This is a genomic window from Paenibacillus sp. J22R98, assembly GCF_059383835.1.
Window position 1 is genome coordinate 1 of record NZ_JBXENW010000014.1, and the last position, 12,529, is coordinate 12,529.

11 protein-coding genes, 7 tRNA genes, 1 riboswitch and 1 other annotated feature (1 of these 20 cut by a window edge) are annotated in these 12,529 nt (G+C 51.7%); of the genes, 16 read left to right on the top strand and 2 right to left on the bottom strand.

Annotated features, from left to right (window positions below; translation table 11 throughout):
• The first annotated feature begins 32 nt into the window (after window positions 1-32).
• From AC50Y3_RS27670 to AC50Y3_RS27720, 11 genes are all read left to right on the top strand, one after another.
• Window positions 33-109, top strand: a tRNA-Asp gene (locus AC50Y3_RS27670).
• A 30-nt stretch (window positions 110-139) separates the two neighbouring features.
• A tRNA-Thr gene (locus AC50Y3_RS27675) sits at window positions 140-215 on the top strand.
• 9 nt (window positions 216-224) lie between these two features.
• Window positions 225-300, top strand: a tRNA-Lys gene (locus AC50Y3_RS27680).
• 28 nt (window positions 301-328) lie between these two features.
• Window positions 329-411: transfer RNA gene (locus AC50Y3_RS27685), tRNA-Leu, on the top strand.
• Window positions 412-420: 9 nt separating this feature from the next.
• Window positions 421-495 (top strand) — tRNA-Gly (locus tag AC50Y3_RS27690).
• Between the two features lie 6 nt (window positions 496-501).
• Window positions 502-578: transfer RNA gene (locus tag AC50Y3_RS27695), tRNA-Arg, on the top strand.
• A 13-nt stretch (window positions 579-591) separates the two neighbouring features.
• A tRNA-Pro gene (locus tag AC50Y3_RS27700) sits at window positions 592-668 on the top strand.
• A gap of 520 nt (window positions 669-1,188) precedes the next feature.
• Window positions 1,189-3,360, top strand: a complete 2,172-nt coding sequence (locus AC50Y3_RS27705; protein WP_494821938.1) for an alpha-L-rhamnosidase-related protein — start codon at window positions 1,189-1,191, stop codon at window positions 3,358-3,360.
• A 62-nt stretch (window positions 3,361-3,422) separates the two neighbouring features.
• Window positions 3,423-3,499, top strand: a riboswitch (ZMP/ZTP riboswitch).
• A gap of 58 nt (window positions 3,500-3,557) precedes the next feature.
• Window positions 3,558-4,262: an IMP cyclohydrolase gene (locus tag AC50Y3_RS27710; protein WP_494821939.1), complete on the top strand. Its 705-nt coding sequence runs from the start codon at window positions 3,558-3,560 to the stop codon at window positions 4,260-4,262.
• An 84-nt stretch (window positions 4,263-4,346) separates the two neighbouring features.
• Window positions 4,347-4,916, top strand: coding sequence for a xanthine phosphoribosyltransferase (locus tag AC50Y3_RS27715; RefSeq protein ID WP_494821940.1), 570 nt, complete (start codon window positions 4,347-4,349; stop codon window positions 4,914-4,916).
• Between the two features lie 90 nt (window positions 4,917-5,006).
• Window positions 5,007-5,477 (top strand): SRPBCC family protein, encoded by a 471-nt coding sequence (locus AC50Y3_RS27720; RefSeq protein WP_494821941.1) that lies wholly within the window; start codon window positions 5,007-5,009, stop codon window positions 5,475-5,477.
• A 412-nt stretch (window positions 5,478-5,889) separates the two neighbouring features.
• Here AC50Y3_RS27720 and AC50Y3_RS27725 read toward each other — a convergent pair whose 3' ends face one another.
• Complete coding sequence (locus AC50Y3_RS27725; protein ID WP_494821942.1) at window positions 5,890-6,564, bottom strand: GntR family transcriptional regulator; 675 nt, start codon at window positions 6,562-6,564, stop codon at window positions 5,890-5,892.
• An 87-nt stretch (window positions 6,565-6,651) separates the two neighbouring features.
• Here AC50Y3_RS27725 and AC50Y3_RS27730 point away from each other — a divergent pair, with 87 nt between their 5' ends.
• The 5 genes from AC50Y3_RS27730 (at window position 6,652) to AC50Y3_RS27750 (ending at window position 10,963) form a co-directional block, all read left to right on the top strand.
• A complete protein-coding gene (locus tag AC50Y3_RS27730; protein WP_494821943.1) occupies window positions 6,652-7,293 on the top strand; it encodes a GntR family transcriptional regulator in 642 nt (213 codons plus the stop codon).
• Window positions 7,294-7,382: 89 nt separating this feature from the next.
• Window positions 7,383-8,531, top strand: a complete 1,149-nt coding sequence (locus AC50Y3_RS27735) for a mandelate racemase/muconate lactonizing enzyme family protein (protein WP_091225446.1) — start codon at window positions 7,383-7,385, stop codon at window positions 8,529-8,531.
• Between the two features lie 73 nt (window positions 8,532-8,604).
• Window positions 8,605-9,372 carry an SDR family NAD(P)-dependent oxidoreductase gene (locus AC50Y3_RS27740; RefSeq protein WP_494821944.1) on the top strand — a complete coding sequence of 256 codons (768 nt, stop codon included), beginning with the start codon at window positions 8,605-8,607 and terminating at the stop codon, window positions 9,370-9,372.
• A 15-nt stretch (window positions 9,373-9,387) separates the two neighbouring features.
• Complete coding sequence (locus tag AC50Y3_RS27745; protein WP_494822016.1) at window positions 9,388-10,323, top strand: SMP-30/gluconolactonase/LRE family protein; 936 nt, start codon at window positions 9,388-9,390, stop codon at window positions 10,321-10,323.
• A gap of 124 nt (window positions 10,324-10,447) precedes the next feature.
• Entirely contained in the window at window positions 10,448-10,963 is a 516-nt protein-coding gene (locus AC50Y3_RS27750) for a hypothetical protein (protein WP_494821945.1), read from the top strand.
• Between the two features lie 141 nt (window positions 10,964-11,104).
• Here the strand turns inward: AC50Y3_RS27750 and tyrS are convergent, their stop codons facing one another.
• A complete protein-coding gene (gene tyrS, locus AC50Y3_RS27755) occupies window positions 11,105-12,391 on the bottom strand; it encodes a tyrosine--tRNA ligase (protein WP_494821946.1) in 1,287 nt (428 codons plus the stop codon).
• Window positions 12,392-12,445: 54 nt separating this feature from the next.
• Window positions 12,446-12,529, bottom strand: a binding site (T-box leader); it runs 139 nt beyond the window's last position.

The following is a 12,529-nucleotide window of genomic DNA, read 5'->3' on the forward strand; positions in this document are numbered from 1 at the left end:
TCAAATCCTGCCCCCGCAACCAATTTTACTGCGGAGCCGTGGTGTAGTGGCCCAACATGCCTGCCTGTCACGCAGGAGACCGCGGGTTCGAATCCCGTCGGCTCCGCCATTATTACCAAAGCTTTAGTCTTTAACATTTGCCGGTGTAGCTCAGTTGGTAGAGCAACTGACTTGTAATCAGTAGGTCGTGGGTTCGACTCCTATCGCCGGCACCATCTTTACTCGAGTCATTAGCTCAGTTGGTAGAGCACCTGACTTTTAATCAGGGTGTCGTAGGTTCGAATCCTACATGACTCACCATTTTTTATGGAAAATGATTTTCACTCATGCGCGTATGGCGGAATTGGCAGACGCACCAGACTTAGGATCTGGCGGGCGACCGTGGGGGTTCAAGTCCCTCTACGCGCACCATATTTACTTGCGGAAGTGGCTCAGCGGTAGAGCATCGCCTTGCCAAGGCGAGGGTCGCGGGTTCGATTCCCGTCTTCCGCTCCATTATTAGTGCCCTTAGCTCAGCTGGATAGAGCATTTGACTACGAATCAAAAGGTCGGGAGTTCGAATCTCTCAGGGCACGCCATTTTACTTCATTACGGGATGTAGCTCAGCTTGGTAGAGCACCTGGTTTGGGACCAGGGGGTCGCATGTTCAAATCGTGTCATCCCGACCATCTTTTAAATGAACGCTCCTTGCGAAAGCAGGGGGCTTTTTTTTGCGTTATGGCAAGTGTTTGATTAGGCATGCAATGGCGTATTTAATTAATGCCGTATAAAAACGTTTTTATGCTTAACGGCCCGCTTATTTTTCAATTATTTTTATACCATAAATGAGAGAAAGTCCAGTGATATCAAGGGTTTCATGGTTGAAAAAGTGCCGTTTGTTTTAATGTTGAAGAATTTACTTCTGCGGTGGTAAGATGTCAGTACAATAACCTGTAAGTGCTTTCAACTCTTGATTACTCACACTGAGGTAGTGAATTGTGGTTGTGGATGCCAAGTAAAACGTTTTATGAGATTAACTCTTTTCATCTAGAAGGATGGCTTTATGGCAGTTTCCAATAAAAGGTGTACGGTTTATAAAGAAATGACGGGATTGCGTGGGGAAGCGGCGAAGCAGGGTATGTTTCTTCATTGTGATTGGCATGAAGTAGCCAGAGTAGTTAAATCGTAAGCAAAGAGAGGAACTATACGATGGAGACGACAATGAAATCTGAGGTAAAACTGCCGGTTTGGATTTGGCATCAGAAACGTGAGCAGCGGCCAAGCTGCGTGCTTACTCGTACATTTACGGTAGAGCAAGAAGTTCGCCAAGTCTCCTTACACGCATCGTTTACGGGTGGAGCGCGCGTTGTGCTTGATGGGCAAGTAGTCGCAGAGATTGCCGAACGTGCCGGGAATGCAGGCGCTTTTATGAAAGTTGTTGGTTTTCCGGATGTATTGCTTCCAGGGGAGCATGAGCTTAGGTTTGAAATGGATTGTACGGCGTTCATCCCGTTGGTAGAAGTGAACTACTATCTGTGGAATCGCAGGGTTGGTGCGATCGCGTTTCTGCAGGGAGAGGGATTGTGGCTTACAACGGAGGCGGAGAGCTGGCAGGCGGATGATTCGGCTGCTGCGCAAATATGCTTATTAGGCGAAGAGCCATTCGGAGATTTAGAGAGCAGCCCGGCAGCTTTCGTAGCAGGCGGTTTTGGAGATATAGCGGCTTACGATCTGGATAATGTCATCGTGCAAGACCTGTTCGCGATAGAAGCAGCGGTATCGGGCGACGGTAAAGTCAGTCTCAGCGGCGTACATGGGCAGGATGGATCCGTGGTCAAACCGGAGCAGGAGCAGTTAGAGCTGTTTTACCATCTGCGGAAGCAGAATGAGTGGAAAGCGATGAGACAGCTGCAAATGGAGATGGACTTAAGCAGCGCTTCGAGAGTGACTGTCGATCTGCTAGCGGAGCATAACTGCCGGTTTATCGTCTCAAACTCAGGTGACGAGCCGGTGAAGCTGTTATGGAATGGTGCTGAATCGACCATGGAGCTTGCGCATTACGACGGTTGTATTACGGAGTGGCTCGTTGTTCCTCCGGGAGAAACGGTCTGTACGCTTCCGCAGGGCTGTCGTTATATACAGTTGTATGTACTGGGCGAACCAGCGCGGTCTTTTGAACTGGAGCTGACGTTCCAGACGGTGCACGTAGCGCTGCGCCAAGCTGGGAAACTGCAAAGCGATAATGAGGAGCTGAATCAAATCTTTGAGGTTTCCGCGCATACGAGCCGGATTTGTCATCAAATTGGGCTGTGGGACGGAATTAAGCGGGATCGGCTGAACTGGACCTTTGATTTCTATCTGGCGGCAAAATCCTGTTACTTCTTATGGGACGATACGAAGGTTATCCGCCGTGCGGTGAGTGAGCTGGGAGAAGGTACGCCGAGCGGGCATTGGATGAACAGTATTTGTGAATATACGCTGTGGTGGATGAAGACGGTAACGGAGTATTATTTTCAGACGGGCGATAAGGAATTTGTGTTGGAGCTGAAGGAGCCGATGCACCGCCATATGAAATGGGTGCTTGAGAATACGAGACCAGGTGAAGGGCTCCTCATCCAAGACGGCATTCTGATTGAATGGGTACCGCTGACCAACGAGGAGAAGGTTATTGCGCTGCAAGCAATCTATGCATTGGCGCATGCCGACTTGGTGAAATTGGCAGCCGAATTACCTGAGCTGGAGCTGGCGCCGCTGCTCGATTGGCCGATGCGGGCACTGAGCTCCGAGGATTTTATGAAAGAGCCTTACGCTTTGGCAGTTAAAGTGCTCGGTATTGCAAGCGGTTATGTGAGTGCTGATGCAGCGGTAGCCTTCTTGGACGAATATGAGTTGATGGATCCGATCACGCCGTTATCGGCGTTCCAACTGGCTGAGTGTTATTCCCGGTTTGGGAAACATGAGCGAGCGTATGATGTGATCTCGATCGTATGGGGCGGAATGCTCGATCACGGGGCGACGACCTTCTGGGAAGCTTACTCGCATGGGGAAGGAAACGGAGGGCGTGATTTTCACGATGCTCTCACCACTTATACAGCTTACGGCTCCTACCGGATGAGCTTATGCCATGCATGGTCCAGCACGCCTGTGAAATGGATCGGCGAAGTTGTTCTCGGTGTTCAGTCGCTTGAGCCTGGTTACAAAACAGTGATGGTCTCGCCAAATCCGGTCGGCGGCATTCGCGCTTGCAGCGGTACGGTCAACACTCCGTATGGTGATCTCCATGTGAAGTGGTATGTGGACGATAGCGGCAAGGTGTGTACGAGTGTCATTGCACCTCCCGGCGTTCAGGTCGTGGAATTGAGCGAGCATAAGGTCGTATGAACAAGCTCGCAGAATAATAGTTGATTTATAGGGCTTAATTCGGTATTGTGAAAGTAATTTAGCAGTCTGTATGTAACTGGCGTACATGGGCAACCATGAGGGAGCATATGGATACGAGCCGTACGCCTGGGCAGAGGTAGGGGGAGCTTACGAGTTCTCCTTGCCTCTTTTTGTATTCGGAGAGGAGCGAGTGTTGAGTGAAGTCCTATCAACAGGAGTTGTTTGAGAAGCCTTATCCGGGGAGAACCTTGATTGCAGGCATGACACCTTCCGGGTCGCATTACGTGCAGGTGTATTGGATTATGGGACGCAGCGTGAACAGCCGCAATCGGGTTTTTGAGCAGGATGGCATGTATGTCAGGAACAAGGCATTCGATCCGGCGTTGATGGAAGATCCTTCGCTTATTATTTATTATCCGATCCGCCACTGGGAGGATGCGCACATTGTCTCTAACGGTGACCAGACGGACACCATCTATGAGGGGTTGCAGCTTCGGCAGACTTTCGAGCAAGCGTTGATGAACCGAGAGTTCGAGCCGGATGCGCCGCATTTTACGCCGCGGATCTCTGCCGTGATCTATGCGGATGTGCAGCAGTATGAATTGTCTATTCTCAAAACGTATGACAACGACCCTTCGGTATGTTTGCGTAGTCGGTATCATTTCAGCCGGTTTAAGCAGGGGACGGGACACTGTATACATACCTATGAATCGGAACGGGATGGCGTATTGAAGCCGTTTAAGGGCGATCCGTTCGAAGTGCCGTTATTCGATTCCATTGAAGAAACCGCCGATTTCTATTGGGAGGGAATCAACCCGGATAACCGAATATCGCTGCTGGTTAAATCGATTAGCGTGGAGGATCAAACGATTAATTACGCTTTTAGAAATAAGCATGTTTGAGAATCTGGCAGGATTAGGTCGGTTAATCGGGGAATACTGATTGCAGGTTTAAGCGGAAATGGGAACAAGGGGTGTGTGAGTACTGTGGAGCTTCTGAAGCAGAAAATAAGGCAAGAAGGCATCGTGCTGGATGGCGGGGTATTAAAAGTAGATACGTTTCTGAATCATCAAGTGGATGCAGAGCTGATGCTTGCGGTCGGAAAAGCTTTTGCCGAGCTGTTTCGCGAGAGCGGTGTGACGAAGATCATGACAATCGAGTCTTCGGGCATTGCACCGGCAGTGCTGACCGCACTTCAGCTTGGCGTGCCGATGGTGTTCGGACGTAAACGCAAATCGCTGACGCTTCGGGATGACCTGTACACGGAGAAGGTATACTCATTCACGAAACAAGAGGAGAGCGAAGTCACGATATCGAGAAAGTTCCTCGCACCGAATGATCGCGTGCTGATTATTGATGATTTTCTCGCTCATGGGGAAGCTGCGCTTGGTATGGCGCGAATCGTTCAGCAAGCCGGGGCAGAGGTAGCCGGCATGGGGATCGTGATCGAGAAGTCGTTCCAGTCCGGCAGAGGGAAACTTTTGGAGCAGGGATTCCGCGTGGAGTCGCTTGCTCGCATTGCTTCGTTGGAGGGCGGCAAGGTGGAGTTTGTTTAATGGCAGACAGCTGACCGTGAGCAATTAGGGATTCGGAAAAATTTCTTGCGTGACGGATGATCATGATGATAGGGAGGAATGGATAACAGGATGAACAAAGAATCGAACCCGAATCCGATTATTGGCGAGAGAGATGTGCTGAATTGGCGCGTGATGAACGCGCCGCGCGAAATTGTATTTCAGGCATGGGCGAATCCGGATCTCTTGGCGCAGTGGTGGGGACCGAATGGATTTACGAACACGTTCAGCACGTTCGAATTTCGGGAAGGCGGAGTCTGGGAATTCGTCATGCACGGCCCTGACGGCACCGACTATAAGAATAAAAATGTATTCCAGGCGATCAAGGCGCCGGAGCAAATCGTGCTCAAACATGTTACGGGACCGCATTTTCAGGTGAACGCTTCATTCGAGGAAGTGGATGTCGGGCGTACGAAGCTGTCGTTCCTTATGCAATTTAACACGGCGGCTGAATTCAACCATGTGAAGGACTATGTAGTGGATGGGAATGAGCAGAACTTCGACCGGCTGGAAGCTTTGCTGGGTACGCTGACTGCGAAGTGAGTTACGAGTGATGAAAGATGAATGATGAGTAAACAGTGACAGGAGATATTGGAAAGTGAAATGGCTGTACTGGGGGATAGTGCCCGGTGCAGCCATTTTTGTATGGGTCGGGATCAGAAGTATGCTATGTTCGAGACAGCTAGAGGAAGATTGTTACTGTGGGGATGTGCTAACGAATCTTATGGGCCTTATATGCATGAATTTAGCCGATATTCAGATCTAACGAATCGTATGGGTCTTATTATGGGAAAATGGAGTCGAAATCGGCATTTGGATATGGAATAGTGCTTGTAGGATTCGTTAGAAATTCAAACCCAGTTCAGAGATCTAAATAAGACCTCTGGGATTCGTTAGAGAGTGAACTCAATGACGGAGAGCGATGTGGAAGCGTACTTCTAAGTATTTCTAGTGACTAGATCCAAGTCTTCTTCAGCATCTGCAAGTAACGATTCATCGCTTCGATGAAGCTGTCGGTATCGGAGGTCAATCGGCTCAGCAGCAAGTGGAGCGTGTCCCCCATCTCATGACGGTATGGGGCGATCCACCGTTTCTTGTTGCCGGCCCAGAATAAGCGGGATGCGCTGTTCGCCAGCGTTTGCTGCATTTCCTGGTTATGACTGAGTGCGATGACACGGCTCACGAAATCATATTCGAATTGACATAACGCAAGCTCGCCGTCGACAACATGGTCGGGCTCATCGTCGACAGCATAAGCTGACGATTCATCGCCAGCAGCCAGCAGCGATTCCAGCTCGTCCACTAGCTGCCGGGACAACTCGGCGAGCGCGGCTTCGTCGCGGTTGCGCACGCTCGTGACGGCATACAATAGCAGCGCGGTCAGCAGCTCAAGGAGATCGCCGACCCGCTGGGCAGATGAATCGAGCACCAGCACGCCGTGCTTGGGAATGATCCGCAGGAAGCCTTCATTCTCGAGCTGCTGCAACGCGGCACGGATGGGCGTGCGGCTCATATCGAGCTGACGGCTGAGCTGTACCTCGGAGGTGACGGTTCCTTTGGGCAGCTCACCGCCTATAATTTGTTCATAGATGACGTGATAGGCTTCATCGCGCAGCGATTGGCGGGGCATGCGGAGGATCCCTCCTATTATTTTTCATCCGAAAGCTACTAAAAAGTAGTATAACATAAGAGAGAGGAAGCGAAGGAGGGACGGCCGTTGGAGAAGCAGCAGAACGCTGTGACGCTGCGTGATCAGGCTTTCGAAGCGATTAAGAATCGGATTGTGAGCGGAGAGTGGCAAGGCGGGATGTTTTTGCCCGAGAAGCTGCTCAGCGAGCTGCTGGGTATGAGCAAAACGCCGATTCGCTCCGCACTCGATCGCCTGGAGATGATGGGGCTCGTAAAGCTGTCTCCGAAGCAAGGGGTCATCGTACAAGAGGTATCGCTTAAGAAGATTTTGGAAATCTACGAGCTGCGATTATCGCTCGAAACCTATGCCGTTCGCCGGCTGACGGGGAAGATGGATGCAGCGTTCTTCGCCGGTCTGGATGACAATTTGGCGCAGCAGGCCGAAGCGATAGCTGATGAAGATATCATGCGATATGTGGAGCTTGACCGCCATTTCCATGCGCTGATTATCGCAGGGCTCGATAATGAGGAATATACCGAGGTAATGTCGCGCATACAGGATAAGTTTCTGCTCGTCGTGCGGACGACCTTCAACCGCAATAAGAAGCGTCTTGCGGGCAGCATCGACGAGCATTGGCAGATTCGTCATGCGCTGGCAGGCACCGACCCCGAGCTGACTGTACAGCTAACGCAGCGGCATATCGAATATGTGAAGAAGATCATGCTTTGATGTATACAAGTTAGACATCTTGTCGCCTCCCAAACGGCTGTGCTACGCTGGGCTCAATTAACGACAATCAATTGGGAGGCATAGCGGCAATGAAAATAACAAACATTCGCACCTATATTCTCGGCAACCCGTGGAAGAACTGGCTCTTCGTGTTAGTGGATACGGATGAAGGCGTCACGGGGCTTGGCGAAGGGACACTGAATGGTTTTGCCAAAACCGTCGAGGCTGCTATTCATGAGCTGAAGCATCTCGTAATCGGACGCGACCCGTTCGATGTGGAAACGATCAGTTTGAAGCTGTTCCGCGACGTTTACTCCGATGGCGGACAGATTCAAGGCTCTGCGCTGGCCGCAATTGAAACCGCTTGCTGGGACATCATGGGCAAGGTGACGAATCAGCCCCTCTACAAGCTCCTTGGCGGCAGCTGTCACGATAAGCTTCGCTGTTATGCAAACGGCTGGTACCGCGGGCCGAATACGCCGGAGAACTTCTTCGAGAAAGCGAAGATCGTAGTCGATAAAGGCTACACCGCCTTGAAGTTCGATCCGTTCGGCGCTGCTTGGCGGACAGTCAGCCGGCAGGATTTCTCAGCTGCGATCGAGAATATTGCGGCTGTTCGGGAAGCCGTCGGCAAGGACGTCGACATTCTCATCGAAGGCCATAACCGCTTCAGCGTGAGTACGGCACTGCAATTCGCAGATGCGATGCTGAAATATGAGCCGACCTGGTTCGAAGCGCCTGTTCCGCCGCAGCTCATCTCGAGCATGGTTGAAGTGGCGCGCCGCAGCCCGGTACCGGTTGCCTGCGGAGAGGACTACTACTCGCGCGAGCAATTCGCGGAACTGCTCCGCCATGATGCGGTGCACATTATTCAGCTGGAGCCGCAGTATCTGGGCATTTCGGCATCGAAGCAAATTTGCGGCATGGTGCATGCCCATAATGGCGTGACGGCGCCGCACAGCGCGCAAGGTCCGGTATGCTCGGTTGTATGCAGCCATTTGAACATGGCGACGCCGAATTTCCTCATTCATGAAATTTTCGATGAATTTAATGAGCCGTGGGAAGAGCAAGTGCTGCTCCCGCCTTTGAAAGTACAGAATGGCTATTTATTGCCTCCGGAAGGGCCGGGTCTCGGCGTGGAGCTGAATCTTGAAGAAATCGATAAGCATCCCTATCAAGTCGGCAATTGGCTGCCGCTCTTCAAACAAGGCTGGGAGAAGCGCGAAACCGTTAAGTAAGAGCAGAAGAGAGGCGTCCATACCAAGGATGTCTCTTTCGATAATAGCGTTAGTCTGAATATGGGGGCAGCGTATGAGCTGGATCGGGAAAGTGGTCATCGTTACAGGTGGAGGAAGCGGGATTGGCAGAGCTGTCTGTCACCGTTTTGCAAATGAGGGGGCGGCGGTTGTCGTAGTAAACCGCACGGCTTCCAAAGGCGAGTCGGTTGCAGAGGAGATTACGGAAGCGGGATTAATCGCTACGGCGATGCAGGCAGATGTGTCATCGGAGTCGGATGTAAAGCGAGTTGTAAAGGATACGCTTGCGAAGTACGGCCGGATCGATGTCATGGTGAACAATGCCGCGGTATGCCCACAAATCCGCATTACGGAGATGAGCTTGCAGGGTTGGAATGAAGTCATCACGAATAATTTGACATCGGTCTTTTTATTTTGCCGTGAGGTGCTTCCTGCTATGGTCCGCAACGGAGGCGGTGCCATTGTGAACGTCAGCTCTGTTCATGCGCTGGCTACACTGGATGGTTATTCTGCTTACGCGGCTTCCAAAGGCGGCATCGTGTCGTTGACTCGGGCGATTGCACTTGATTTTGCCAAGCAAAATATTCGGGTAAACACGGTGCTGCCCGGGGCTGTACATACACCGATGCTGGAGAGCAGCATTAAGAACCTCGATACACCGCGCGAGGAGACGATGAAGCAATGGAACGAAGCACAGCCGATGGGCCGTGTCGGAACAGCGGATGAGATCGCATCGGTCGTCATGTTCACGGCAAGCGCGGACAACTCGTTTATGACGGGGGCCGTGTTAGTGGCAGATGGCGGGATGACTATTGATTTGTAGGAGGATGAACGAGTGATGCAGCAATCTAATGCGCAGCTGCGAGAGCAGCAACACTTGCGCAAGGCGGAGCTAGTGCTTGACGCCCAAGCCATACTCGCGGAAGGGCCAAGCTGGAACGCGGAGCAACGGAAGCTCTATTGGGTGGATATAACGGGCGGTTCATTTAGCCGCTTCGATCCGGCTACGGGCCGCAATGAGCAGTTTACGATCGGCAAGCCCGTTGGCGCTGTCGTCTGTGATGCTTCGGATGGCGATGCCGTCATTCTGACTACGCGGGACGGATTCGAGCATTATCACTGCGGAACAGGCAAGCTGACCCCGATTGCAGACCCGGAGGCGCATTTGCCCGAGAACCGATTTAACGATGGAAAATGTGATTCCGCCGGCCGATATTGGGCTGGAACGATGCAGGATGCCGAAGTGGAAGTCACGGGATCCTTCTACGTGCTGGATAACGATTTAAGCTGCCGCAAAATGGCGGATGACGTTGGCGTGTCCAACGGCATCGCTTGGGGTCTCGATGAGACGCAGCTGTACTATATCGATTCCATGAAGCAGACAGTAACTGGATTCGACTATGATGTGTTGACAGGGACGATCAGTAATCCACGGCTGGTCATTGATTTCATGCCGGAGGAAGGGTTCCCGGATGGAATGACGATTGATAGCGAAGGCATGCTGTGGATCGCGCATTGGGACGGCTGGCAGGTGTCGAGGTGGAACCCGCAGACCGGGCAAAAGCTGGATTCGATCTACGTTCCGGTGGCAAAAGCAAGCTCTTGCATCTTCGGCGGGGACAACCTGGATACCCTCTATATCACGACAGCGAGTATCGGTCTCACGGCAGATACGAATGGGGATCAGCCGCATGCAGGCGGAATCTTCGCTTGCAAACCGGGAGTAGTCGGCACGCCTACGCATGCTTTCCGAAGCGACAAAACATTTACGTAAACTTTAGCAATTTCGAGCTTGCGGAATCTATCAATTTCACCCAAAACGGGTATAGTAGAGATAGAGGCAAGCCTTACTCAAAGGGCAAGTCTCGCTAACGCTTGCGAGCGAGGAGATGGCAATTATGAACCGACATGCGCTAGGCATCGCGCTAACAATCATCGGATTGGTAGCTTGCATCTCAACAGCATCGGCAGTCGATAATAAGGCCTACGCGCCTGTAACCCAAACTCCGGAAATGATCACCGTATTCATCAATGGCATGGACAAGCAAGGCGGCAAGCTGCTTCTGCAGACAGACGAGATTCAGTGGTTCGAAGGCGAAGCGGCGGATGAGGCTTTCGTCAAAGAAGAACCGGATTCCGGTCTCGACAAAGCGCCGGACGGCTACTACATCGTGAACGATGATGAAACGGTGAAGACGCTTGAGGTTGATCCTCGCGCAGCCGTCATCATGCAAATCTACGACCGCACCGGCAGCCTCGTGAATGCTTCCACCGAGTGGAACCAAACGATTCCACTTGATAAATTCGAAGCGATTTATCATGCGGACGGCCTCATTGCAGTCGGCGATTATCCGTATCATCTCACGATTAAGAACGGTAAAGTCACGCGTATCGTACAGCAATTTATACCTTAAAACTATTGGGCCATTCGCCCTCGAAAAGCCGCAATCCATGCGCAGCATGGATTGCGGCTTTATTTGTTTATCATAAAGCGGCAGCCCGAGACCTCCATGAAGTGGAAGTCCCGGGCTGCCGCTCCGGTTATATGAAATAGGCTATTCGAACCGCGCTAGGAAATAGTTCTTCTTCCCGCGGCGAAGGAGAATGTACTTGCCGTATAGCTTCTGATCTTGTCCGAGAATGGTTTCACCATTCGTTAGCTTCTGTCCGTTGACAGAGACAGCGCCGCTCTCGATATCCTGTCTAGCTTGGCGGCGCGAAGGAGCTGCTCCGACTTCAATCATCAGGTTCATTAGGCTGCGATCTTCTTCACCCGTACAAACGGTAGTCGGCATATCTTGCAGCGCCTCTACCAGCTCGGTTTCGCTCAGCGACATGAATTCGCCGGAGAACAATGCTTGCGTGATTTTCTCTGCGGTTATGACGGCTTCTTCGCCATGTACAATCTTCGTTACTTCACGAGCAAGCTCGCGTTGTGCGACGCGGCGTTCAGGCTGCTGCTGCAGTTCGTTCTCCAGCGCTTCGATTTCCGCTTGGGAGAGGAACGTGAAGTATTTCAAGAATTTGACTACATCGTTATCGTCCGTGTTGATCCAGAACTGATAGAACTGGTACACCGATGTTTTGTTCCGATCGAGCCAGATTGCGCCTGTCTCGGATTTGCCGAACTTCTTGCCGTCGCTCTTCGTAACAAGCGGCATCGTCATGCCGTAAGCGTCGCTGCCGCCCATTTTGCCGATCAATTCAAGACCTGCGGTAATGTTGCCCCATTGGTCGCTGCCGCCTACTTGCAGGGCGCAATTATGTTCTTGATTCAGCTTATAGAAATCGTATGCTTGCAAAATCATATAGCTGAACTCCGTAAACGAAATGCCGTTGGACAAGCGCGAGTCCACGGAGTCCTTAGCCAGCATGTAATTTACAGTGAAGTTCTTACCGATATCGCGCAGGAACGTAATCACATCAAGCGGAGCAATCCAGTCGTAGTTGCTTACCAGCTTAGCCGGATTGCCATCTGAATTGAAATCGAGAAAGGCAGACAGCTGAGCTTTCAAGCTGTTCGTCCACGAAGCAACCGTGTCCGCGGTATTAAGCGAGCGCTCGCTGGAGCGGCCGCTTGGATCGCCGATCAACCCTGTGCCGCCGCCTACAAGCGCAAGCGGAATATGACCTGCAAGCTGGAAGCGACGAAGGCATAGAATAGGTAACAGGCTGCCGATATGAAGGCTGTCGGCCGTCGGATCGAAACCGCAGTACAGCGTAACGCGCTCACTTTCCAGCTTCTTACGCAAATTTTCGGTATCGGTTAGCTGATGAATCAGACCGCGATACTCCAGATCATTAACCAGGTCTTTACTGCTTTGTACCGTTCCACTCAACATTTGAAATCCCTCCAGTAGTTAGTTGAAAACAAAGAAAGACCCGCCCCTGTCATAGACAGGGACGAGTCATCGCGTTACCACCCTAATTGAAAACGCAGCGCGTTCTCCACTCTTGTCATGTAACGGCTGACAACCGTC